The 24,210-nt window shown below is 35.1% G+C and carries 20 protein-coding genes; 13 read left to right on the top strand and 7 right to left on the bottom strand.

Going from position 1 to position 24,210, the window contains the following annotated elements; translation table 11 throughout:
* Window positions 1-645: 645 nt before the first annotated feature.
* Both I586_RS14485 and I586_RS14490 read right to left on the bottom strand, forming a co-directional pair.
* The gene (locus tag I586_RS14485; protein ID WP_010763615.1) at window positions 646-2,700 is read right to left on the bottom strand and encodes a DEAD/DEAH box helicase; all 2,055 of its coding nucleotides are present in this window, start codon (window positions 2,698-2,700) and stop codon (window positions 646-648) included.
* The gene (locus I586_RS14490; protein ID WP_010763616.1) at window positions 2,687-3,844 is read right to left on the bottom strand and encodes a Hachiman antiphage defense system protein HamA; all 1,158 of its coding nucleotides are present in this window, start codon (window positions 3,842-3,844) and stop codon (window positions 2,687-2,689) included. Before I586_RS14490 ends, I586_RS14485 begins: the two co-directional genes overlap by 14 nt.
* 385 nt (window positions 3,845-4,229) lie before the next feature.
* Here I586_RS14490 and I586_RS14495 point away from each other — a divergent pair, with 385 nt between their 5' ends.
* The 4 genes from I586_RS14495 (at window position 4,230) to I586_RS14510 (ending at window position 7,829) form a co-directional block, all read left to right on the top strand.
* Window positions 4,230-4,799, top strand: coding sequence for a matrixin family metalloprotease (locus tag I586_RS14495; protein ID WP_010763617.1), 570 nt, complete (start codon window positions 4,230-4,232; stop codon window positions 4,797-4,799).
* 6 nt (window positions 4,800-4,805) lie between these two features.
* A complete protein-coding gene (locus I586_RS14500; RefSeq protein ID WP_010763618.1) occupies window positions 4,806-5,642 on the top strand; it encodes a hypothetical protein in 837 nt (278 codons plus the stop codon).
* 172 nt (window positions 5,643-5,814) lie between these two features.
* The gene (gene argR / locus I586_RS14505) at window positions 5,815-6,270 is read left to right on the top strand and encodes an arginine repressor (protein ID WP_010763619.1); all 456 of its coding nucleotides are present in this window, start codon (window positions 5,815-5,817) and stop codon (window positions 6,268-6,270) included.
* A 38-nt stretch (window positions 6,271-6,308) separates the two neighbouring features.
* The gene (locus I586_RS14510) at window positions 6,309-7,829 is read left to right on the top strand and encodes a phosphohexomutase domain-containing protein (RefSeq protein ID WP_010763620.1); all 1,521 of its coding nucleotides are present in this window, start codon (window positions 6,309-6,311) and stop codon (window positions 7,827-7,829) included.
* 44 nt (window positions 7,830-7,873) lie between these two features.
* Here the strand turns inward: I586_RS14510 and I586_RS14515 are convergent, their stop codons facing one another.
* A complete protein-coding gene (locus I586_RS14515; RefSeq protein ID WP_010763621.1) occupies window positions 7,874-8,734 on the bottom strand; it encodes an RluA family pseudouridine synthase in 861 nt (286 codons plus the stop codon).
* A gap of 696 nt (window positions 8,735-9,430) precedes the next feature.
* Window positions 9,431-10,387: an endo-beta-N-acetylglucosaminidase family protein gene (locus I586_RS14525; protein ID WP_010763622.1), complete on the bottom strand. Its 957-nt coding sequence runs from the start codon at window positions 10,385-10,387 to the stop codon at window positions 9,431-9,433.
* Between the two features lie 523 nt (window positions 10,388-10,910).
* On the opposite strand from I586_RS14525, the gene I586_RS14530 reads away from it, so the two are divergent.
* The 9 genes from I586_RS14530 to I586_RS14570 all read left to right on the top strand — a co-directional run bounded on the left by I586_RS14530 (window position 10,911) and on the right by I586_RS14570 (window position 21,974).
* The gene (locus tag I586_RS14530; RefSeq protein ID WP_010763623.1) at window positions 10,911-13,073 is read left to right on the top strand and encodes a PBP1A family penicillin-binding protein; all 2,163 of its coding nucleotides are present in this window, start codon (window positions 10,911-10,913) and stop codon (window positions 13,071-13,073) included.
* 68 nt (window positions 13,074-13,141) lie between these two features.
* Complete coding sequence (locus I586_RS14535) at window positions 13,142-13,483, top strand: YlbF/YmcA family competence regulator (RefSeq protein WP_010763624.1); 342 nt, start codon at window positions 13,142-13,144, stop codon at window positions 13,481-13,483.
* A 204-nt stretch (window positions 13,484-13,687) separates the two neighbouring features.
* Window positions 13,688-14,293 (top strand): CDP-alcohol phosphatidyltransferase family protein, encoded by a 606-nt coding sequence (locus I586_RS14540; RefSeq protein WP_010763625.1) that lies wholly within the window; start codon window positions 13,688-13,690, stop codon window positions 14,291-14,293.
* 21 nt (window positions 14,294-14,314) lie between these two features.
* Window positions 14,315-15,184, top strand: a complete 870-nt coding sequence (locus I586_RS14545) for a phosphatidylserine decarboxylase (RefSeq protein WP_010763626.1) — start codon at window positions 14,315-14,317, stop codon at window positions 15,182-15,184.
* The gene (locus I586_RS14550) at window positions 15,177-16,322 is read left to right on the top strand and encodes a metallophosphoesterase (RefSeq protein WP_010763627.1); all 1,146 of its coding nucleotides are present in this window, start codon (window positions 15,177-15,179) and stop codon (window positions 16,320-16,322) included. Before I586_RS14545 ends, I586_RS14550 begins: the two co-directional genes overlap by 8 nt.
* A 300-nt stretch (window positions 16,323-16,622) precedes the next feature.
* Window positions 16,623-17,855, top strand: coding sequence for a metallophosphoesterase family protein (locus I586_RS14555; protein WP_010763628.1), 1,233 nt, complete (start codon window positions 16,623-16,625; stop codon window positions 17,853-17,855).
* A complete protein-coding gene (locus tag I586_RS14560; protein ID WP_010763629.1) occupies window positions 17,852-20,548 on the top strand; it encodes an ATP-binding protein in 2,697 nt (898 codons plus the stop codon). The genes I586_RS14555 and I586_RS14560 overlap by 4 nt, the downstream gene beginning before the upstream one ends.
* Window positions 20,549-20,550: 2 nt before the next feature.
* Window positions 20,551-21,495, top strand: a complete 945-nt coding sequence (locus I586_RS14565) for a 3'-5' exoribonuclease YhaM family protein (RefSeq protein ID WP_010763630.1) — start codon at window positions 20,551-20,553, stop codon at window positions 21,493-21,495.
* Window positions 21,496-21,512: 17 nt separating this feature from the next.
* Window positions 21,513-21,974 (top strand): ASCH domain-containing protein, encoded by a 462-nt coding sequence (locus tag I586_RS14570; RefSeq protein ID WP_010763631.1) that lies wholly within the window; start codon window positions 21,513-21,515, stop codon window positions 21,972-21,974.
* 42 nt (window positions 21,975-22,016) lie between these two features.
* Here I586_RS14570 and I586_RS14575 read toward each other — a convergent pair whose 3' ends face one another.
* The 3 genes from I586_RS14575 to I586_RS14585 form a co-directional block, all read right to left on the bottom strand.
* A complete protein-coding gene (locus I586_RS14575) occupies window positions 22,017-23,045 on the bottom strand; it encodes a peptidylprolyl isomerase (RefSeq protein WP_010763632.1) in 1,029 nt (342 codons plus the stop codon).
* 301 nt (window positions 23,046-23,346) lie between these two features.
* Window positions 23,347-23,688 (bottom strand): YtxH domain-containing protein, encoded by a 342-nt coding sequence (locus tag I586_RS14580; RefSeq protein ID WP_010763633.1) that lies wholly within the window; start codon window positions 23,686-23,688, stop codon window positions 23,347-23,349.
* Window positions 23,688-24,116, bottom strand: a complete 429-nt coding sequence (locus I586_RS14585; RefSeq protein ID WP_010763634.1) for an HIT family protein — start codon at window positions 24,114-24,116, stop codon at window positions 23,688-23,690. Before I586_RS14585 ends, I586_RS14580 begins: the two co-directional genes overlap by 1 nt.
* Window positions 24,117-24,210: the final 94 nt, after the last annotated feature.

The raw sequence follows: 24,210 nt of genomic DNA on the forward strand, positions 1-24,210 counted from the left end.
CAACTTGATTTATCAGTTCGTGCTGATTGTTTTTGGCTTCAATATGTCAAGTGACCGCTTAACATATTGAGGTGTCGGCTGTTTCCTCGTTACTATCATGGCTACAATAATCTGTCTATAAAAAAGGCTTGCTCCGTCAAAAGTTAGCACAAAATTGGCAGATCATTATAGAAAAGTGAAGTGTGATGAAAGAAGTTAGATTTGCGGTAACTTCCTAAAAACGATTATTCAAATTTCAAAAAATCGTTACTCCACCGTAAAATAGAACGAAAAAAAACGGTTCCGGACACCTGCCGAAACCGCGCTAAGTACAATTAAGAAGCATTGACCTGTTTTTGTCGTTAAACTCAGAACATCAGAAAAAACACTAGTAATTTCATGAAATATTGAGTAAAATAAAAACAGTCAATGAAAATTGACTAGGGCAACTTGTACGATCAGGGTAGTAGCTGATTGTATAAGGCTCTGTGGGATGACGACCAATCTTCCTGCAGAGTGCCTTTTTATTTTGTCTAGCTAAACGAAGTTCGTTTGGCTAGATTTTTTTTCGTTCTATCTCATTCCATTTTAATTTAAGTGAGGTGGAGAGTCAATGGGGGAATGTAAGTTTGTGTGAAATATCTTTCATTTGTATAAATAAAACCTTTATAACTCTGAAATGATTTTTTTACCAAATGGCGAAAGCTCTTGAAACTTCGTCTCTTTTTTAAATTCTTTTAGCTTACTTTCGGTACCTTTAACTTGAGAGTAGTTATCAAAATTACTGCTAATTAATAAAAAGTCTTCTTTGGGAAATCCTAAATCAGTCAAAATACGTTCATAACCGTCAATAGAATTTGAGTATGATTTAATCATATTAATACTTTGTATGAATGCACGATTTTTAGTTGTATCAAAAAGACCTTTTTGATCAAATAATTCGTATATAGAAATCATTTTTGTCATTTTGAATTTGATAAACTCATCTATTTGGAATAAGGTGTCAATAAAAAAATTAATATCTTTCCTTGAATAGTTTCCATAAATATCTGTAAATTTATCTATAACACTTTTCATTCCTTTTGTTGAAACTAACAATAGATATACAGGATCAAGCTGTAAGTAGTTTTTTGCTGTGGTAATTTCTGAGCTGAAAGAATATTTTGATAGCTTTAAACCATCTAAATATTTATTATCTTCAGACAACAATTTATATTTTATGTCTTTAATTACATCAAACTCTTTAGGATAGTTTGTAATTGTATCAAATTCTAAAACAAATCTCTGTAGTAATTTGAATTCTATACCTGCATCAATCACATCAGAGTAATTTAATTTAAATTTTTCGTGTAGAGCATTTGTTAGGGTAGTAATTTTTTCTTGAGACTCTGGACTTGGTTCTTTTTCAAGGTATAAACTTTCATCTTCGGCGTCTATAGTTACAATATTTTCATCTTCATATAGTATATTCAAATCGATCCATGTATCAGGATCATACATTTCATAAATTTCTCTATTTCTTATATATATATTTCCGATTTTTGGTTTTTTAGTATTTAATCTACCAACACGCCCAATTAAGTTGTTAAGTTCAAAAACGCCTCTTGGTTTATCATAGACGATTAAGCTATTAGTAGGAGTATTTATTCCTTCTACCAAAGTGCTAGTACATAAAATAGTATGAATGTTTCCTTTTGAATATTCATTTTCAATGTATTTTCTTAAAAAAATAGGAGTCTTTCCATGATGGATACCTATCCCTTTTTTTAAATACTCAATATAGTACCAATCAGGATGAATACTATTTGAAATCCATTCAATTATATTTTTATCAAATTCAACATATGGTAGTATTGGGATGTTTTTTTCTAAAAAATTGACGATATTTTTTGGTGAATCAAAATAGATAAACCTTTTATCCGTAGTTCTTCCATAATAATCGGTGAAATTTTCATCAAAAATTATTTTATTATAAACTAAGTTTAAGTTTGTAATGAATTTCTCAATTTTAATTTTAGAACGATTAAACTCAACGTTCTTGATAAATGGACCCAATAACAAGATTTTATTTGATTTCTCAATAAGGTATTTATAGGTATAATTCATTTTTATTAATCGTTCATTATTATGAATACTATCACCTTTGTTTGAATTCAATTTGTAAATTTCATCGTAAACTAAAAAATCAATATTTTTTTCATCTAAATATTTTTGAAATGATCTTGTACTAATTCTTTCAGGAACAACGATGATAATTTTTTTTGACTCTGAATAATATTGTTCTAGCTCTGCATCAGATGTTATAAGTGTATAAGTATCTCCAAAGTAATGATAACATTTTTTTCGTAATTCATTCATCAATGCAATAGTAGGAACAACAAATACTGCATCATCAATTTTCTTTACATTTCTTGCAATATACTCTAAGGCAATGAATGTTTTTCCGAAGCTCGTAGGTGCGCTTATGAATAGATTGCTCTTTGAAAGTATATTCAAACATTCTTCTTGTTCATTAGTTAGTATTACTCCATTATCTAAAAATGATGACCGTACTGATTTACTAAGCCTGCTAAAGAAACTACTATCATCAGAATAAATATCTAAATCTGTGAGGTTAAAGATAGCATGATTAATTTTTACGTTATTATAAATATTTAATAAAACTTCTTCTCTTAATTTCTTCATAGAATCATCTAAATAATAGAACTCATTTTTGATCATAGTATTCCCTACCTTTCTCAGTTGAGTATTCTTCAAAGTACTTTAAAAACTGTTTTTTGTCTAAAATGGGAAATATGAAAATAAGCACTTCGAATTTATCTTTTAAATCAGCAAGTATATTATTTGTTTCGATACAACTTTGAACATCTTTTTCAAGGTAATTATCATCACACATTAGAAAGAGTATTAATTTTTCTTCAACACCATCTGTTACTTCAATAATTTCTCCAAGCCTACTGGTTTTTATATTACGAAAAAATTCTGGATCTATGATATCTTGAGACGTTTCATTGTGTTTTTCTAGAGATGTTACAGCTTTTTTTATAGCGCTGTTTAAGTTGCTATAAAATTTTGCTTCCATGTAGTAAATTTCATTTTTCTCAGGAAAATATATCGTACCATCATTTCCTTTTACAGCTGAACCTGGGGTAGTTTTAAAAATTAATTTAGGATATAAATATTTTAAGTTTTTTTCAGAATCTATAAATTTAGAGACTAATGTGTGCATAAAAAACTCTCCAATATCGCCATGAAGGATTGTTAAATTTGTATTTATTCCTTGCTCAGAAATAAAACCAATTTTGTGTAAGGCATCGTAATATCTTTTTTTTAAAATTTTATCTGTATATCTAGGACTAGGAGTATAAGCTGTTGCAATATTTAATACATTAGTTTCATCAAATAGGAGAGCAATCATTTTATCGAATAATATTGTTACATCTAAATTTAATTCTTCCCAATTAAAAAATCTTAGTTTTATTTTGCTAGCATAATCATTGACTAATTTACTTTTAAAATCAAGATTCTCAGTTATTGTGTATTCTTTATAATAGATACCTGCATCATAAGTATTTACGTTCAAGATTCCTAAATGTTCAATAATTTCATTTTGTATTTCAGTATCAACTTTGCTATAAACGTATTTATCAAAGCTATTTACAAATATTTTTCCAATACAATATTGAGTTTTAGATAAATTTGTGTAGCATACAATGAAAAACAGATTGTCTTGCACTTTATTATATTTGTTATAAAATTTGTCTACTTCTGCAATGCGGCCTGAATAGTTAAATTCATAGGTGCCATCTCTATTGTAATAATTAAAGACGGCTGGCTGAATAGTATAATGTATTAAAATCTGCATCGTTCTCCTCCTAATAATACCCAATAAAATTAATAGTTCTTGTAAGTAAACTGCAATCATAGTTTTAAAGTGATCATTATGTAAATATTTTAACATAAAATACATTAATTATAATCATTTAGTAATTAATTTTTTGTTTTTTGAATATTCATATTGATAGTATTGAGTAGATGATTTTTGAAACTTTTTAATAGAAAATTAAAATAGTAAAACTAATATTGGGTAGGGGAAGTATTGTGGATTAAGTTGACTTTGGAATTCCGGGTATATGTAACTAAAAAAGTTCTTGAAGTTATACATAATTCGTGTTAGTGTTAAATAGAAATCTTTTTGTAAGATAAAAGTGTTTTTTAGGCATCTAAGAGTTAAGAAATGGGGGAGAGAAATGAAAAAGAAAATTTTTTATGTGTTGTTTGGATTGGTATTATTGTTAGCATTATCTACAAAAGTGGACGCGGCAAAACCACCTAGATTTTCGGGAGTTTTATCTCAAGGAGTTAGAAATATCAAATATTATATTGCACCAAGTGCATCTGGCGTAGCGGGTTATATTGATAATGCTAAGCACAATTGGATGTATACTGGCTGGGCAAATCCAATTTATATGTATAAGCAAAATCACAATTGGCTATCCAATATAGACGCTCATGGCTATACTAGCTCTGGCAGTAAAACAGGAGGCTATGTTGAGTTTTATGACAATAATGATAGAGCGATTTCAACGGGAGGGCGTGCACCGAACAGAAACTACTATTATGCAATCATTCGTTTTAATATGCACTATAAGAATAATAGTTATATGAGAGATCGAATTCCAAGACATGAGATGGGGCACGCCTTAGGTTTAGCGCATATAAATGATAAGACGAGTATTATGCATCCAAGTGTAGAAGGCGGTCCTCGTAGTGTTGATAGAGATGCAAGCAACAAAATTACAGATATATATGGATGGTGATAAAAAATGAAAAAACTAACTATAATAGCACTTCTTTGCTCTAGCATTCTTTTAACTGGTTGCAATAATACGTCTTCCAAAAGTGCTGAAGTCAAAGAGCAATCAACAGAAAAAAGCAGTTCAAATGTAACACCTAAAACCAAAGAAGAAACATCATCAGAAATAAAAAAAGCAAATTACTACTCTTATCTCGATGAAGTGGATCGTTCCAATGTACAATCATCAACAGTAGAATCATTTCTAATGTACGATAATACCAACCCAAAAAGTCTTCAAGAAAATACAAATACTATTTTCTTAGCCCGTGTAATCTCTATAGATAAAGCGGATGTAGATGCCAATCTTTCTGAAAACGACAGCAACAGCATTTTACCTGACACTTATGGAAAGCTAGAAGTATTGAAAAATATCGAAGGAACAACAGATAAAGAAGTATCATTTATCAGATCAGGTGGTGTTATCAAAGAAAAAGATCGTTTTAAAAACGCTGAAAAAGAAGAAGTAGATAAACACAATCGTTTGAGAGCTGAATCGGGCCGGCCTCCTATTACTCAGAGTGAGGATTGGGTGGAAGTGAGAGAAGATGGCGATATTGAACTTCAAGCAGGTGAGGTATACTTGTTCTTTGCTACTTATAATGAAGAAAGAGGAGCATATATTCTAGAAGGCTATCAATATGGTGCTTTGCTACTAGAAGATGACGAACAACCAATTTCAAGAACACGTTCTATCCCAAATGAAATTGGAAAAACATGGAAAATAAAAAATGCTTCTTCTGGTGAAGAGCAAGATCTTGGCGATTATTTAAAAAATGAGCTAGGAATCGAAATGCAAGAAAATTAATCTAATAAAAATCAAAGCTTCGCATCCGTGATACCAAACGGATGCGATGTTTTTTTATATCCTTATACGTCACTTTTCTCATAATAAAGTAATTTTTACCAAAAAGAAATGCAAATTTCTCAAACTTTCGCTATAATAAAGAAAATAACCAAAACAGGAAGTGTAACTAAACATGAAAAAAGCAGACCGACAACGGTTGATCAAGCAACTGATCACAGAAAATGAAATAGAAACCCAAGACGACCTGATTGCACTTCTTGAACAATCTGGTGTCAAAGCAACCCAAGCAACTGTTTCAAGAGATGTGCGTGAAATGAGTATCGTTAAAACGCACGGCTCAGATGGTCGAGTGAAATACGCCCTATTTTCTCAGCAACAAGCATCTAGCAGTGAGGAAAAACTAAAAGAGTCTGTGAAAGATTCAGTAATTCGCATGGAACGGGTTCAATTTATGGTCATCGTCCATACCGATATGGGCGCAGCAGATGTCGTCACTAATTTTTTAGATGAAGTCAGTTATGAAGAAATTGCAGGAACGGTTGCAGGAGTGGATACAATCATTATTATTGCTCGTTCGGAAGATGACGCAATCGCCGTCGTTGAACGTTTTGAAGCAATGATGGATTAAAATAGAACCAATCAAAAAATGAAGGGAGATTTGGTTACATGGATTTGAAAGCGTTACAAAACGGGTCAGATATAAGAGGAATAGCAGTAGAGCATGGGGAAAAAGAAGCGAACTTAACACCAACGCAAGTCGGGAAAATTGCAGTCGGAATGGTTCATTGGCTTCGTGATGAAAAAAACTTAGCTGAAAAACATCAATCGGGGAATTTAAAAATCGGTATCGGACATGATAGCCGTATTTCGGCAGATAGCCTAAAAAAAGCCTTGATCGATAGCTTTGTTGAGCAAAATGTCGAAGTCTTAGACTTTGGTTTAGCGACAACGCCAGCTATGTTTATGGCTACGCAATTTCCGCAATATGATTGTGATGCCGCAATTATGATCACAGCCAGTCATTTGCCTTATTATTTTAATGGATTGAAGCTGTTCACTAAATCAGGTGGTGCAGAGAAAGCGGACATTGCATATATCTTAGAACACGCTGACAAACCTGCACTTGTAGCAAAAGGCTCAGTAACCAAATACTCGATTTTAGAGGATTACTCTGCTGATTTAACTGATAAAATTCGTAAAGGCATGAAAACGACAGACGAGAAACCTTTATCCGGTTTTCATATTATAGTCGATGCTGGTAATGGTGCGGGCGGTTTCTTTGCGGAAAAAGTCTTAGCAAAACTTGGCGCAGACATTACAGGTTCGCAATTTTTAGAACCTGACGGCATGTTCCCTAATCATATTCCTAATCCAGATAATAAAGAAGCAATGGCAAGTATCCAACAAGCTGTTTTGAAAAACAAGGCTGATTTAGGAGTGATTTTTGATACGGATGTGGATCGCTCAGCAGTGGTAGATGCATCAGGCGAAGTCATCAACCGAAATAATTTGATTGCCGTTTTAGCGACGATTGTCTTGGCTGAGAATCCTGGTAGCAGTATTGTGACAAACTCACCAACTTCAAGCCATCTGAAAGAGTTTATCGAGTCAAAAGGCGGTAAACAAGTGCGCTATATTTCTGGTTACCGCAATGTGATCAACAAAATGATTGAACTCAATGATGAGGGAATCGATACCCAATTAGCGATCGAAACAAGTGGACATGCAGCCTTTAAAGAAAACTATTATTTAGATGATGGGGCCTATGTTATCGCTAAAATTTTGATGCTGTTACCTACATTAAAAAAAGAAGGCTCAACACTCGGTGATTTGATCAGTTCATTAAAACAACCAGCAGAAACTCAGGAATTACGTTTTGAAATTTTGGACAGTCATGTCTGTGATTATGGAGAGCGAGTAATTCGAGATTTAAGTGGGTTTGTTTTAAGTCAACGAGGCATGAAAGTCGATCCTGAAAATCATGAAGGAATTCGAGTAAATGTTTATGATGAGTATGGCAGTGGTTGGTTCTTACTAAGGATGAGTTTACATGAACCATTGTTAGTTTTACAAGTTGAAAATGATCAAGCTGGAATGAATCAAAAGGTTTTAGAAGAAATGGCTGGTTTCTTTGAAGGATATAAACAATTGGACTTAGCGAAACTCACTGAAGCATTGGGGAAATAGTAAAAGCTAGGAAAGAACAAAACGTTCTTTCCTAGCTTTTTGTTTTACCACAAACTCGGCTCGGCAACTGCCATAATCGTTTCTCCAGTAAACGGATGTGTCAGGTGCAGTTCATAAGCATGAAGCATCAAGCGTCCATTAGGTTTTGGATGATACAACGGATCACCAATGATCGGGTGCCCAATACTTGTTAGATGTACACGGATTTGATGCGTTCGTCCCGTTTCCAGAACACAATAAATAGTAGTGTGGTTTGTCTTTCGATCATAAGTTTCAACCTCAACATGAGTAACAGCCACATCACCACGCCGTTCATCAATCACTCGTTTTCGTCGATCATGACGATCGCGGCCAATTTTTTTTCGAATGGTCATAGACTCGTTTAGCTGACCTGAAATCACCGCTTGATAGCGACGATAGATTTGCTTACTTTCCAATAATCGTCCTAAAATAGGCAATACGAAAGGATTTTTAGCAAATAAAATTGCACCGCTTGTTTCTTTATCTAACCGATGAACCACATATGGGACTTGATTTTTAGGTGCTAAGTAGGCAGCTAAATGATTAAGGAGTGTGTCGTTTTCATTTGGTTGATTCGGGTGAGTTTTCATGCTGATCGGTTTATTTAAAATAATCAAATGGTCATCTTCAAACAGCACATTCACTTTAGACTCATTCCCTAAAAGAATCGTTGGGATTGGATAATCTTCTGGCTCAAATTGTAACGTAACAACATCGCCACTTTTTACAGGAAAATGAAATAAAGCGGGCTCTCCATTGATCGAAACATTTCTTCTGGTTCTCAAAAAGTGGCGTACTTTACGAGGAACTAACCATTCTTGTTCCAGTAATTCTCTGACTGTTTGTTCGTTAAAATTCTTTGGTAACCGGATGGATAATTCCATATGTTTTCCACCTTTTCAATAGCGTTCTCTCTTAGTTTAACAAATGGAAGAATAAGTTCAAGTGATTAGTTGGAAGTAAAGGTTCAAGTAAGGAAGATTTTTGAGGAAGGTAAGTAGAGTGTATGGCTTTTCATTGTTGATCATCTGTGCTGGTTCCAGTTCTATTTTTTGTTTGTTAATTTTTGTCTAAGGCGTTTGGTGATTCCAAGTAAGGAGACTTATCTCACTGCGCTTGCCAAGTATTGTTCATTGTCTACATTGATGGGTATTGTTTTAGTCGGTTTGCTCTGGGGAGAATTTTTTAACCTTGGCGTGATTCCAAGTAAGGATACTTCGCTCACTATGTTCGCCAAGTACTGTTCATCATCTACTCTGGTGGTTATTGTTTTAGTCGATTTGTTCAAGGTAGGATTTTTTAACCTTGACGTGATTCCAAGTAAGGATACTTCGCTCACTATGTTCGCCAAGTACTGTTCATCATCTACTCTGGCGAAGCCAGTCGTAGTGATTCACAGCAAATACCCACTCTTTGGGGAAGAGTGGGAAAGGAGTTAAAAAATGAAAAAGTGTTTTGTTAGGGTTGTTTGTTGGTATACATATATAATACAAAGCAAATATGAATTTTTTGTGCATTAATTTAACTGAAACTGTAAAGCTTTTCTAAAGAAGTGTTTAAGATTCACACAAAAGCCCTAGCTAGTTGCCATTCATCGTATTGATCAATCGTTTTGTCCAGCTAAAATCGGTTTTTGTAATGGTATCATCTCCAAACTGTTTTCCATCCCGATCGATTGCATAAACGAACATGCCGCCTTTTTGTCCATCTTTTGGATTCCATTTGGCATAAGCATAAGCTCGGCTGGTTTCATATGGTTCTACGGTATCATTCCAACGGTTGTGATCTTGTTCTTCTGGGAAAGAGATGCCTGGAAGAAACTGTTGTGGTGTGATCGATGTTTTATAGGTGTTCCAAGTAGTGTCTAAAGAGCTAGCTGAGCGACCATACGCTTGTACAAATAGGTAATCAAAATAAGATGCTGTTTTTTTAAATAAAGAATGATTATCTTTGTTTGTATCATAAATCAATAGCTTATCAGTATTAGAATTTGGACCTAATTTTTTAGATAGGGCTTTGAATGTACCGACTGCCATTTCTTCTTGCTTAGCTGTCAAAGTAGATTCCATATCCACATCCAAACCATCTAAATTCCATGGTGTTAAATAAGTATCGATCAACTGTTGTGCGTATTTCTCATATTCAGCAGTTGTTGGTATAGTACCTACATGTGGGACATTCCAAATTTCTCGGATATCGATCGTGCGAATAACACGTGTCCCTCTAGCGTGTAAGGTTGGAACATAAGTGTCTCTCAACGTATCCCAAAATTTTTGTTGATCAGTACCTGAGTTTACGTAATGGAAAACAGAGACAATATCCACACCTTCTGGAATATCTGTCATAGCGGTCACATTTTGATCAGGTAATGTAGAATTTGCATCGTGGGGCATTGTTACGTCTCGCCATGTACGATAGTAAGCCATCATAACAGGATCTTTTTGAGTTGGTTGTACGGCATCGGCTTGTGTCGATGATAAACTAAAGTTTAGTAGAAAGAAAATTGGAACAAGTAATAACGCTAACTTCTTAGACATAAAAACACTCCTCTTCTGTTGTTTTTTTGTAAAACGTTTACATTTCAAAAAAAGTGTAGCATAAAAAAATCTTCAAAAACAAGATTAAGTGCATTTATCAGCAATCTAGGTAGAAGTTTCAATTCAGTTGATTTTACTTGAAAATTTTCTCAAAAAAAAGAGACCCACTCTTTGGGGAAGAGTGGGAAAAGGAGTTAAAAAATGAAAAAGTGTTTTGTTAGGGTTGTTTGTTGGTATACTTGTATAATAAAGGGAAAATATGAATTTTTTATGATTAAAGTTTTCATAAAATAGCACTTTTTTATACTGAAAATAAGAATTTCTATTTTTGACGGCTAGTTAAGTCAGTCAAAACATGGATTTCTTGATGGATTCTTAATATTTTCTACATAAAAATAAAAGAAAAACGTGGTAAAATAGGCAAAACAAAATCTATGTGTATTATTCATGCTAAAGCCGTATGAATAAACAGAACGAACTGTGTTAAAATGGCTTAGAAACTTTTATATAAAGAGGGAGCACTATGGACTTTAAAACAATTATGGGAAAAATAAAAACAGGTTTCCAAGTTTTCTGGGCTTGGATCAAACCTTATCTTGCTCGTTTTCATCACTGGAGAAAACGAATTTGGAAAAAATATCAAATCAACAAAATTATTTTGCTATTAGGGATGGTTGTTGTTTTAGTGGCCAGTATCTATTTATTTACCCTAGCTAAGTCAGCAAATGTTGGCGCTTTGAAAAAAGGGCTGGAGGAATCTACCGTTATTTACGATAAAAATGGAGATGAAGCTGGTAAGCTATTTGGGCAAAAAGGAACATTTGTCACGATTGACCAAATTTCTCCTTATGTTAAAGATGCGTTGATTTCAACAGAGGATCGAAATTTTGAAACCCATCACGGCTATGACATCAAAGGATTGTTACGTGCGGTCGTTGGGAAATTAAGCTTTGGTATGATCGGTGGTGGCGGTGGTGGTAGTACAATCACACAGCAGCTAGCCAAAAATGCCTACCTCACACAAGAACAAACAATGACGCGTAAAGCACGAGAGTTATTTTTGGCAATTGAAATCGAGAAAAAATATGATAAGTCGCAGATTTTAGAAATGTATCTGAATAATTCTTACTTCGGTAACGGTGTTTGGGGAATTGAAGATGCATCCCACAAATATTTTGCTGTTAGTGCTAGTGAACTTTCGGTTGGCCAAGCAGCAACTTTAGTTGGAATGTTGAAAGGACCAGGTATCTATAACCCCATCGACTACGTTGAAAATGCAGTTAATCGCCGTAATACAGTTCTGCAGTTAATGGTAGATAATGGCAAATTATCTCAAGGTGAAGCGGATGCCCAAGCAGGTGTTGATATGGGTAGTATGCTAGTTGATAATTATTCTGACCAAAATTCAGACTATAGATATCCCTATTATTTTGATGCAGTCATCGATGAAGCCGTTAATAAATATGGATTAAAAGAAGAAGATCTGCTGAATAAAGGATATAAAATTTATACAGCGTTAGACCAAAATTATCAAAAAGCAATGGAACAAACCTATGCTAATGATGCCTTATTCCCACCAAATGCAGAAGATGGCGCAATGGTTCAAAGTGGGTCTGTTGCACTTGATCCAAAATCAGGTGGTGTGCAAGGAGTAGTTGGTGGACGTGGGGAACACGTATATCGTGGCTTTAACTTTGCGACCCAAACAAAACGTTCACCGGGTTCATCTTTAAAACCAATTTCTGTTTATACGCCAGCTTTAGAATCAGGAATGAAACCAAATAGTATTTTAGAAGATAAGCCCCAAGATTATTACCCAGCTGAAAACTACAGTAGAACAAGCAGTGGTGAAGTGACAATGTATCAAGCGTTAGGTGAAAGTTTGAATCTACCTGCAGTTTGGACCTTGCATAAAATTGGGTTAGATAAAGGGTTTGAAAAAACAGAGAAATTTGGTATTCCCTTAGCAAAAGAAGATAAGTATTACGGATTAGCTCTGGGTGGATTAAAAACAGGTGTGTCGCCACTTACGATGGCGAGTGCGTATAGTGCGTTTGCCAATGACGGTGTTCAACCAGAGGCGCATCTTATCACCAAAATTGTTGATTCAACAGGCGCTGTGATCGAAGACAACACCAATGCGAAAACAAAACAAGTCATTACAAAAGATACCGCAGATCAAATGACAAGTATGCTTTTAGGCGTATTTAGTTCAGGAACTGGGATCAACGCCGATCCAGCAGGTTATGTTATGGCAGGAAAAACAGGGACAACTGAAACGAATTTTGATACTGATAAAACCAATGACCAATGGGTTGTGGGATATACACCAGATGTGGTGGTTGCAACATGGTTAGGTTTTGAGCAAACAAGTGAAAGTCATTATCTGCAAGGAAGCAGTGCCACGCATGCTTCAACTGTATTCAGTAGCCAGACCCAAGGCATTTTACCTTACACAGCACAAACACCATTCACAGTAGCCGATGCCTATGCAACAGGCGGAATCGTACAGCCAGCAGGAGAGGTTACAACACCTGATAATAATGATGATTGGAAAGACAGCGTCAAAGATATTGGTGGACAAGTCAAAGAAGGTGCCAAAGATATCGGCGGTAAACTCAAAGAAGGTTGGGACAATGCAAAAAATGGGTTGAAAGACTTCTTTGGTGGCTTAACGGGAGAATAATCGGTTTGAAAACAAATCAAAGAATGGTACAATCAAAGAGAAGAATTTATAGAAACGAGGGAGATTGAATGAGTAATATTTATGATACAGCCAATCAAGTAGAACGCGAAATCCGTGAAATGGACGAATTTAAAGCGTTGGAACAAGCTTATGCAGATGTAAAAGCAGATGAAGAAGCGTACAAATTATTTAAAGAATTCCAAACCTTCCAACAAGGATTACAAGAAAAACAAATGCGTGGCGAAGAATTTTCAGAAGAAGATGCTGAAAAAGCGCAAGCTTTAGCGACAGAGGTTCAAGCAGCAGAAGTCATCAATCAATTGATGCAAAAAGAACAAGCATTCAGTTTGATCGTCAATGATTTGAACCGTATTATCATGACACCAATTCGTGATTTGTATAACGATTAAGAGATAAATCCAAAGCTTTTAGAGATAGTTGATAAGAAATATCATCAACTATCTTTAAAAGCTTTTTTTGCCATCTTAACTAAGTATGAATCCATCCTGTATGCCGACCATCAAAAACACATGAAATAACAAAAAAGCTCGCAATTTGCGCCGTTTTAATGATATAGTAATACTAAACGAAAAAATGATTGGGGAACAAAAAGTATGATTGGTATTTATGATTACACAGTTATTCTAACATATGGAAACGCCGTTTTTTCAATAGTTGGAATGTATTTAGCATTGACTCAACATATCGTAGAAGCAATTTTTTGTTTGGTACTTTCTGGTATTTGCGATATGTTTGACGGGTTCGTTGCGAATCTTAAAGAACGTACGAAAAGTGAAATGTGTTATGGGATTCAAATCGATTCACTCGCTGATTTGATTAGTTTTGGGGTTTTCCCAACTGTTTTAGGCTATGCATCTGGTCTGACACAAGGAATTTATCTGCCATTATTTGTCTTTTATATCTTAGCAGCGTTGATTCGTTTAGCGCATTATAATGTAACCGAAATGGAAAGAAAAGAGCAGTGCGACGGTTGTCGAGAATATTATGAAGGGTTGCCAGTAACGAGCAGCGCTGCATTGATTCCATTGCTGTTCTTTGTTGCTGGACGGTTGCATATCGCGATTACTTTAGTTTATCCAGCCGCATTATTGGCTATAGGATTTCTATTTATTTCAAAGGTGAAAATCAAAAAAGTCGATCCGAGAAAATTAGCTTTCGGAGCCTTTGTGGGCGCTGTAGTCGCTTTTTTCATTCGCTAAATTTTTCAAAGGGGGAAAGATATGGAGAAACGCTTTAAAACAAAGGCTATTATTGAAAACGATAGTCAGGCATTAAATTTTTTATATAAGAATCCGCTTGGACGATTTATGCTAAAAGGACTTATTCAACCACCGATTACTAAAATTGCGGGTGCGTATTTAAATAGTTCAATGTCAAAAAGAATGATTACTGGTTTTATCAAAAAAAATCAGCTTCAAATGACTGATTATGAGCCAATGGCTTATACGTCGTTCAATCATTTCTTTATGCGAGAAATAAAATCTAGTGCGCGTACATTAACGCAAAATGCAGCTTCTTTAAGTGCACCATGCGATGGTAAAGTGACGGTTTATCCAATCACTGCGGAGCAAACATTTAAAGTAAAACATTCAGAATACTCTGTTTCAGAATTACTTAACAGCACAGATCTTGCGGAGGAATGGCAAGCTGGGTGTGCTGTTATTTTTCGTTTGACACCAGATGATTATCATCATTACTATTTTATTGATGAAGGAAAAATTCTTGACCATCAGAAAGTGGCGGGTGTTTTCCATACAGTTCAACCAATTGCAGTTTATAATCAACCGGTATTTTCACGGAATACGCGAGAGATTACAATCATTGAAACGGAAAAATTCGGGAAAATAGCACAAATTGAAGTGGGCGCTTTAATGGTTGGCAAGATCAAGAATCTAAAACAATCTGGTGAATGTCAACGCTTTGAGAAAAAGGGCTGGTTTGAATTTGGCGGGTCAACTGTGATTTTATTGTTCCAAAAAAATCAAGTGACTATTGATCCAGAAATTTGGCAGAATACTGAAAACAATCTGGAAACAATTGTGAAATTTGGGGAAGTTATTGGTCAAGCAGTGGAGGGAAGTCATGAATAAGTTCGCTTTTTTGATTATTGGATCGTTATTTCTTTTAAGTAATTATTATATTGGCAAGAAATTTCTTTCTATACTAGCCCAGTTTTCATTTTTCAAGTATCCGTTGATCTTGTGGCTAATTATTGGTGTATTAGCCTTGACCTCAATGCTAACGTTATTATTATTTGATGCTAATGTAGGCGGATTGATTGGGAAAATTGGGAGTTACTGGCTATCATTTTGGTTTTTGTCGTTCGTCATTTTTGGACTGAGTGATTTGGTCTTAACAATAGCGAAAAAAATTATCACTGTTCAAGCAAAATCAGAATTGATTGTTTGGTTAGTATCAACAGTCTTGATTGTGGTGTTGTTTTGTTATGGATCATGGCAAGCGCAACAAATCAAAACAATCAGTTATCAAGTGACAATCGATAAATCAGCAAGCAATCGACCGAAAACAGTAAAAGCCGTTTTGATCAGTGATTTACATCTAGGCTATGTCAACGATGCAAAAAAATTAGAAAAAATTGTGACTAAAATTAACCAACTGCATCCAGACATTGTTTTTATTTCAGGAGATCTATTTGATGGAAACTACAAAGCGCTCCAAGATACACAGCAGATGGAAAAGCAATTTAAACGTCTTTCATCAACATACGGAACCTATCTGTGTTGGGGCAATCATGATGCTGGAGAAACATTTGAGAAGATGAAAGCGTTAGTTAAAGCGTCTAATATTACACTGCTTGAAGATGAAATGACAGTTGTAGGTGAAGAACTATTAGTTGTCGGTCGAAAAGACAGTAGCCCCATCGGTTCACAAGATGGCAGTCGAAAAAGTATTCAAGAGCAGTTCAACAAAGTAGGCAACAAGTTACCAAAAATCATCTTGGATCATCAGCCATCTAATATTGATGAGTATAAACATGCGAATGAACTGATTCTGTCAGGTCACACTCACCAAGGACAGATTTTTCCCTTTAATTTAGTAACAAAAGCTTATTTTACAGTAGATTATGGATACTATCGTAAAAATGAAAATAGTCCTCAAGTGATTGTTTCTTCTGGTGTTGGTACTTGGGGTCCTCCAATGAGAATCGGCACACAAAGTGAAATAGTTCAAATTGATATTACCGTAAATGGAGACCACGCTAAGTAACCATGTTTAGGAAGTGCTGATGAATGACTGGAGACTATAAAAATAGTCATTAGGTTAAGCGATTTGGATGGAAAAAGTCAACTGTTCCTAGTGTGCTAATGAATTCTACACTACTACTTTTTCAGCGAGTTTATTTAATTTAAAAACGTGGAGTGAACCAGCGGAGTGGTTTTTTCCACGTTTTTTTTATTTTCCACCTAAAAAAATAGAAAACGAACAAGTTTTCGTATGTTTTTACTGACCGCTTCTAAATAAAATGATATGATTAAGGAAAAGAATTCAGGCAAATAGGAGGACCTTATGAAAGTATTGCATACGGCAGATTTACATCTAGATCGGTCTTTTGAAGGCCTAAAAAATAGTCCAAAACAACTCGTTGAGAAATTACAAAAAGCCAATCATAACGCGCTCACAGCGATTGTTGATATAGCAATAAGGAATCAAGTAGATGCCGTTATCTTTGCAGGTGACACATTTCATCAAAGTCGGACATCTATTCGAACGCAAGCTTATTTTATTGATGAAATGAAACGTTTGGAACAAGCCAAAATTCCTGTGTTCATGTCCTTTGGCAATCATGATTACTATGTAGCAGAACGTTATTGGTTTGATTTTCCAAAAAATATGTTTCTTTTTCAGAAAGAACAAGTTGAGACGCATTATTTTATGACGAAAAACCAGGAGAAAGTAGCTGTTTCTGGATTTAGTTATGAACATCCATGGATCAATACAGATAAGTTAACAGAGTTTCCTGTAAAAGATCCTGCTGCAGACCTACATATTGGCATGTATCATGGCGATACGACGAATAATGGGCAACAGAATTATGCTCCGTTTTCATTTAGCGAAATGAAAACAAAAGGCTATGACTATTGGGCGTTAGGCCATATTCATCAACCCCAAGTTGTGAGTGCGGATCCTTTGATCGTGTATCCTGGAACACCACAAGGCCATACAAAAAAAGAGCGAACAGTACAAGGCGTTGCGATTGTATCAGTTGAATCTGGTCATGCAACTGTTCGATTTGAACCGGTAGCCCAAATTACTTGGCAGACAGAGCAATATTCAATGAGTCAAGCTAGAAATTTACAAGAAGTACTAAGCCTGTTAACCAAATTATTGTTGGAAAATCGATTGGATCAAGACCAGGTAGTGTTAAAGCAGATTCAATTGACGGATATTGATCAGTTGGGTGAAGAATTCCAGATATCATATGAAAATGGCGAATTACTTCAATACTTACAAACTATGTTACTTCAGAAAACAAATGAGTCTCTCTTTTTATTTCAAGTAGAAGTTTTGTCCGATGATGTTGAAAAAAAAGTCAGGATCAATGCTGCGCCGGAACTGTTAAATCAGCTGGAGAAGAATTATTTGCAGGCCGATATATTTTCAAATACGTTACAAGAATTAATGCAAAATCCGTTGTTCTCTTCTGTTGTTTCACTAAACGAAGAATGGCGTGGGCAGACGCTCAAGCAAGCTGACCAAAAAATACAAGAAGATTTTGTTATTCAGGAGGATCAGTTATGAGACTCATTTCAATAGAAATTGTTGGCTTTGGCAAATGGCAGCAACGTAAAATCGAGTTTACACCTAAAAACCAATTACTATTTGGCGCTAATGAAGCAGGAAAGTCAACGATTTATCAATTTATTCAAGCAATCCTTTTTGGGTTTCCTGCTAAAGGAAAACGAAAAAAAGATTACCAACCTAAGAATGGTGGAGCCTACGGAGGACGTTTATGGTTTTCTCATCCTGTATATGGAGAAGTACAGGTAGAACGTTTTAAGGGGCAAAATAAAGGACAAGCAAAGGTTTATTTTAACGATCAGATTGGCGATGAAAAGACATTAGAGAAGATGCTTCACCCACTGACGAAAGAGCTGTTTCAGTCCGTGTTCACCTTCCAACAAGAGCAGCTCAGCCAATTGGAAAAGTTAAATGAAGAAGAACTACAAACCTCCTTACTTTCGTTAGGGTTATCTGGAAGCCAGCAGCTGTTGGTTAGCAGAGAAGACTATTTTAAAAAGGCACAAGCGATTTATAAAGGGAAAGGTAGTCAACCACCGTTAAATCAAAAATTGAACGACTATCAAGCATTACAAAAGCGTATTAATGAAAAAGAATTGCACGAACGTCCTTTCCAGCAATTGTCTATGGAACTTGTGGATACGCAACAACAGATAGTGGAGAAGCGTCAAGCAGCACATGAGATGAAGACTCAATTGGCACTTGTTGAAAAACAAGTTATGAATTTACCATTATACGAAGAGCTGCAAGCAATCGATCAATCAAACATAACGAATGTATTAAGACCAGATGAACAAGAAAACTTACTTTCTATTTATCAGCAACATCGTTTTTTAAGTGAAGAGTTAACGCGTTTGAATCAAAGTATTGCGGCACAAAGTGACACGGAAGAGCAATCAGATGATTACCAGTTTTATTTAAAGGAAGAAGAGCATATCCAACAATTACTTAATCAACGATATGACATTGACAAGCTACTTTCTGAAATCAATTGGATGACGCAATCGTTACAGCAAAATCTAGAAGAGATGACGCCTTTAGAGAAACAATGGGGGTGGAACGCGAAAACACCGCCGCAACTGACCTTTGAGGAACAAACAGTCAACGAAATGAAAGATGAAATCGTTACACGAACAGTTAAGTTGCAAACGATGCAGACTGATTTGCAGATGCTAGAAGAAGAGATTTCGACACGAGAAGAAAATCTAAGTACATTTGAAACAATCAATAAGGAAATGTTTCGGAAAAATCACCGACAAACGAAGAAAACAATCAATTGGTTTTTTTGTGGAATTGCAGGGATTATTCTACTCTTGAGTTTCTTTTTACCTGTACCACTTCGGTATGGAATGCTTGTTTTAGGTGTTGGTTTTTTGGCTGGGGGATTATTACCGCTGTTTTATCAACCAAAAGATGCGTATGCGAATGAAAAGCGACAGTGGCAGGAGAAATTATCTCAGTTGGACTATTTAAACGATCAGCTGCTAAAAATAAAAAACGAAATCAAAACGATCCGAGAAGAAGAAAAGGAAATGTCTCGATATATTGCTGAAAAAGTAACTGAAAATCATTTAGGACGAATGGATCAAGTTGATTTTTGGTTGACACATCGAACAGATATTACACGCTATTTGATTTTACTAAATACAAACCAAGAACTTGAGCATCAATTAAAAGAAGACCAAGATCGTGTAGCCGAGCTAGCCAAACAGACTGAACGCTATACAGCGAGATTGCCTATTGCTGGAACGTCATTAGCAGAACGAATACGTGTACTCAGTAATTTTGCTGATAGGATGGAAAAAGTTCGTTTTGCTCAAGAATATCAGGCAGATGCCTATTCACGACAATCGATTCGCGAAGTCAAAGAAAAACAACAACAAGTAATGGAACAAGCTAAACCATTGTTACAACGGTTCCAAATAGCATCCATAAACGAAATACCAATTAAAATCCAAAGCTATCAAGAAAGTACAGCAAATCAAAAGCGAAAACAAGAACTACAGACAATGTTGGTCGGTCTATATTCAGAGTCTAGTGATACGAAAAAACTACCAGCTATGCAAATAGAATTAACACAACAACTTAATGAAATAGAAAACACGATTCAACAATTACAGGAAAAAGAACAAAAAATTCTTTATCAACGTCAACAAATGCTGGCGGATGGTACATTGGATGAACTTTATCAAGAACAAGCCGAACTAAAAACTGAGATTGAAGAACTTGGAATAGAATGGTCGGCCTATCAGCTAGCTGGTCAGTTACTGATGGATCTATTAACAGAATTGTCAGAGAAGCAACTACCTAACTTGTTGAAAAAAGCGACGGATTATTTCAAACTTTTGACACAAAGTAAGTATCGGGGGATTCAACTAGAAGAAAGCCAATTGATTGTGATTCGTGAAGATCAACAACGTTTTATGCTACATGAATTATCTACTGGTACAAGGGATCAAGTGATCATGGCTGTTCGTTTTGCTTTTCTTTCTCTGCAGGAGCAACATAGTTTATGTCCGATTATGATCGATGATGGTTGGCTGCATTATGATAGCCAAAGAAAAGAACAATTAGCACAATTATTTGCTGTTTTTTCTGAACATCAACAAGTCATTTGTTTTTCTTCAGACCAAGAAATGGTAAGCTATTATAAAGAATTGAAACAACCAATTATGGAACTAGAAGGAGCATAAGTATGAAAAAAATCCGTGAATTAACTGTAGATGAAACGTTTGAATTGTTTCTATTAATCAAAAATGCAGATGTGCGCATTGCAAAAAATGGCAAAAAATTTATTGCATTCACTTTCCAAGACACGTCAGGTACCATTGATGGGAAATATTGGGATGCTTCAGAGGAAGAAATCAGTCGCTTCACACCGGGAAATGTCATTCTCTTGAATGGAAAGAGAGAAGTGTACCAAGGAAATCCACAAGTAAAAATCATTCATATGCGTGTGGCTCGTCCAGATGAACCAAGTCAACCAACGTTATACATGGAACGTGCACCATTAAAACGTGAAGATATGGTGGAAGAAATCAACCAAACTGTGTTTGACATCACCAATGCACATTGGCAAAGAATCGTCCGTTATTTGCTCACACAATACCAAAAAGAATTTTTTGACTATCCTGCAGCTAAAAGAAACCATCATGCATTTGCAAATGGGTTAGCGTATCATACGGTATCTATGCTTCGTTTAGGTAAAGCGATTTGTAAAGAATATACTGAGCTGAATGCGGCATTATTGTATTCGGGAATCATCTTACATGATTTGGGGAAAGTAAAGGAACTTTCTGGTGCCATGACGACTGAATATACGCTGTCTGGGAATTTGATTGGTCATTTAGTTCTTGTGGATGAAGAAATTACCAAAGCTTGTATTGCATTGAAAATTGATGAAAATGACGAAGATGTAATCGTGTTACGTCATATGGTTTTAGCCCATCATGGTTTGTTAGAATATGGTTCGCCAGTTCGTCCGAGAATCATGGAAGCAGAGGTATTACATCAAATTGACAATATCGATGCATCGATCCAAATGATGCTAGGATCAGTCCGCCAAACAGAACCAGGACAATATACAGATCGAATCTTCGGATTGGATAATAGAAGTTTTTATGTCCCAAAAGATATTTAAAGGTTTAGGAGATAAGTATGAATCAATCAGCGATAGAGTTATGGTCACGATACAAAAAGGAATCTGATCTCACGCATGATCACTATGAAGCTTGGGCTTTCGGTAATTCGCCTGAAATGGCTGATGAGCTACTAGCGCATGTTTTGAACGGTGAAAAGACGGGCACATCCTCGTTACATATGTTGTATGAGTTAGATTTAGAAGAAGAAAAAATGCCCGAAGTTGGAAACTATAGTGTGCTTTTAGATGGAAAAGAGCAAGCACAAGCCGTTATCTGTACAAAAGTAGTAGATATACTACCTTATTCGCAAATATCAGAAGTGCACGGCTATCTTGAAGGTGAAGGTGATCGATCATTAAACTATTGGCGTCATGTACATCAGCCTTTTTTTGAGCAAGAGCTAAAGAAATATGATTTAACATTTTCAGAAGATATGTTGATCGTATATGAGTTGTTCGAAGTTGTTTTTGAAAAATAGTGTAAAAAAAAGAGATGACTAGTCATCTCTTTTTCTATTTGATTATTTAGAAGATTCTTCTGTTTTACTTGAAGATTCTTCTGTTTTGCTTGATGAATCTTTAGATTCTTTTTCTTTAGAAGATGATTCTTTTTCTTCTTTCTTAGAAGAGTCACTTGATTTAGAAGAATCTTTTGTTTCAACTAAACCAGCTAAGACATCTTTGAACGCATCATCTTTGATTTTAACGTTTGCTTCAGTTAAGACTTCAGAAGTTACTTTTTGAGTAAATTCTTGATCTGTTAATTTTGTTTCTTCAGCAATTTTTTTCAACTCTTTTTTGTAAGGAGCCATGTCGTTGCCTTTTTCTTTATTTTTCACCATTTTTACAATAGTGAATGTTGATTGGTAACCAGTAGCATCTGTTGCTTGGATTGGTTCAGAAACTTCACCATCTTTTAATTTAAATGCTGCTTCTTTTACAGCTACTGCAACTGTTTCAGATTGAGAATCAAATTTAATTTTGCCGCCATCTTTTGAAGTAGTTGTATCTGTTGATTTTTCTTTAGCGATTTTTGCAAAGTCGCCGCCGTCATTCAATTGTTTTTTGATTTCTTTTGCTTCATCTTCAGTAGCAACTTGGATAACTTGTGCTTCTACTTCTGGATGGAAAGATGCCCAAGCAGTTTTTAGATCTTCATCAGTAATTTTGATGTGCGCTTTAAGTCCAGCTTGATAAGCAAGGCTTTGTTTGATTTGTTCTTTGTAGCTCTTTTCTGTAAGGCCAGCTTGTTTAAGTTGATCTACAAATACGCCGCCTTGTTCTTCAATACTTTTCTTCGTTTCATCGAATTTAGCTTGAACTTCTTTATCAGAAACGTCTTTACCATATTTTTGATCAAATACTTTGAAGATGATCATTTGTTGAACAGTTTGTTGGCTTTGTTGGCTTGTTTTTGTTTGGTTGTAAAAATCATCAACAGTGATTGTTCCACCTTTCATTGTTGCGATGTCTTGTGAACCACCTGTACAAGCAGCTAAAGCAAATACGCTGAACAGACCTGCTGCAGCTAAGATTAATTTTTTCTTCATTCTTTTAAGCACTCCTAAGATTATTTTATTTTTTATTATGTAGAAATTAATTCTCACGGTTATAACTATACCACACTATGTTTCATAAAAGAAATACGTAAGTAATAGTTTCAAAGAATTTTCGAATTTAGGACACAATTTCATCTATAAAACTGAGGAATTCTAAAAAACATCGTTTTTATTACACATTTAAATGATGAAATGAACGAGTTTTACTATTTAAAAAAAGGATAATTATTTGAGAAAAATAAAAAATAAGGGATAAAATATAATAAGGCTGGATTTTATCCCTCACAAAAAATTATTTTTTTTCAGGCATTTCTGGTAATTCTGCTTGAATTTTTTCAACTTGTTCTTGAATTTGATCTAGTCTTGGCTCCGCTTGGAACATAAAGTTTTCGACGTCTCGGTTAATGCCCTCAATAAATGGATCAACATAGATATCAGCTGCTTCTTGTAAGGCTTGCGCAGATGCTTTAAACTGATCTAATTTATCGTTAAAATCTTCTTTTAAATCTGACCAATCTTCTAATTCATCAACAAATTTTTGCCGAGTGGCTTTCCCACTTCTTGGGGCGAAGAGTAATCCGCTAGCAGCACCAACGACTGCACCAAATAAAATACCTTTAGAAAATTTTCCCATTATTGTTCCACCTGCTTCATAATTTTTTCTGCTATTTCCTGCATTTCTTCTGAAGCGTATACGCCTTGATTGTTGCCAAAATGGATAGAAAAATCGTCCGACTTGCCATAGCGCGGGATCAAGTGGATATGAGAATGGAAAACAGATTGATAGGCTAATTCTTTATTATTATTGATAATATTTAATCCTTGTATTTCTGGAAAAGCTTTTTCTAAGGCGCGTGCTACTTTAGGCACTCGCGCAAACACTTCGCCAGCTAATGCTGGTTCGTATTCAAAGATGTCTGTCACATGTTCTTTAGGAACAAGTAAGGTATGTCCTTTTGTTACTTGAGTAATGTCTAAAAAAGCATAAACCTTGTCATCTTCATAAACTTTATAACTTGGAATATCTTGATTGACGATCTTACAAAAAATACAATCTGTCATGGTGTCCCTTCTTTCTTTTTACTGTTTCTTTTACTTTACCATACCTTGAAATTTATTTGGGAGGAAAAGTTCATGAAACCTTCAAAAAGTTCGT

It is taken from the genome of Enterococcus moraviensis ATCC BAA-383 (assembly GCF_000407445.1).
Taxonomy (GTDB): Bacteria; Bacillota; Bacilli; order Lactobacillales; family Enterococcaceae; genus Enterococcus_L; species Enterococcus_L moraviensis.

Excerpts from the sequence above, each read along its gene's own strand:
- I586_RS14585 (WP_010763634.1), bottom strand. The coding sequence starts at position 24,116 with ATGACAGATTGTATTTTTTGTAAGATCGTCAATCAAGATATTCCAAGT.
- I586_RS14510 (WP_010763620.1), top strand. The coding sequence starts at position 6,309 with ATGGATTTGAAAGCGTTACAAAACGGGTCAGATATAAGAGGAATAGCA.
- I586_RS14575 (WP_010763632.1), bottom strand. The coding sequence starts at position 23,045 with ATGAAGAAAAAATTAATCTTAGCTGCAGCAGGTCTGTTCAGCGTATTT.
- I586_RS14565 (WP_010763630.1), top strand. The coding sequence starts at position 20,551 with ATGAAAAAAATCCGTGAATTAACTGTAGATGAAACGTTTGAATTGTTT.
- I586_RS14540 (WP_010763625.1), top strand. The coding sequence starts at position 13,688 with ATGATTGGTATTTATGATTACACAGTTATTCTAACATATGGAAACGCC.
- I586_RS14555 (WP_010763628.1), top strand. The coding sequence starts at position 16,623 with ATGAAAGTATTGCATACGGCAGATTTACATCTAGATCGGTCTTTTGAA.
- argR (WP_010763619.1), top strand. The coding sequence starts at position 5,815 with ATGAAAAAAGCAGACCGACAACGGTTGATCAAGCAACTGATCACAGAA.
- I586_RS14560 (WP_010763629.1), top strand. The coding sequence starts at position 17,852 with ATGAGACTCATTTCAATAGAAATTGTTGGCTTTGGCAAATGGCAGCAA.
- I586_RS14570 (WP_010763631.1), top strand. The coding sequence starts at position 21,513 with ATGAATCAATCAGCGATAGAGTTATGGTCACGATACAAAAAGGAATCT.
- I586_RS14580 (WP_010763633.1), bottom strand. The coding sequence starts at position 23,688 with ATGGGAAAATTTTCTAAAGGTATTTTATTTGGTGCAGTCGTTGGTGCT.
- I586_RS14530 (WP_010763623.1), top strand. The coding sequence starts at position 10,911 with ATGGACTTTAAAACAATTATGGGAAAAATAAAAACAGGTTTCCAAGTT.
- I586_RS14515 (WP_010763621.1), bottom strand. The coding sequence starts at position 8,734 with ATGGAATTATCCATCCGGTTACCAAAGAATTTTAACGAACAAACAGTC.
- I586_RS14485 (WP_010763615.1), bottom strand. The coding sequence starts at position 2,700 with ATGATCAAAAATGAGTTCTATTATTTAGATGATTCTATGAAGAAATTA.
- I586_RS14545 (WP_010763626.1), top strand. The coding sequence starts at position 14,315 with ATGGAGAAACGCTTTAAAACAAAGGCTATTATTGAAAACGATAGTCAG.
- I586_RS14490 (WP_010763616.1), bottom strand. The coding sequence starts at position 3,844 with ATGCAGATTTTAATACATTATACTATTCAGCCAGCCGTCTTTAATTAT.
- I586_RS14495 (WP_010763617.1), top strand. The coding sequence starts at position 4,230 with ATGAAAAAGAAAATTTTTTATGTGTTGTTTGGATTGGTATTATTGTTA.
- I586_RS14500 (WP_010763618.1), top strand. The coding sequence starts at position 4,806 with ATGAAAAAACTAACTATAATAGCACTTCTTTGCTCTAGCATTCTTTTA.
- I586_RS14550 (WP_010763627.1), top strand. The coding sequence starts at position 15,177 with ATGAATAAGTTCGCTTTTTTGATTATTGGATCGTTATTTCTTTTAAGT.
- I586_RS14525 (WP_010763622.1), bottom strand. The coding sequence starts at position 10,387 with ATGTCTAAGAAGTTAGCGTTATTACTTGTTCCAATTTTCTTTCTACTA.
- I586_RS14535 (WP_010763624.1), top strand. The coding sequence starts at position 13,142 with ATGAGTAATATTTATGATACAGCCAATCAAGTAGAACGCGAAATCCGT.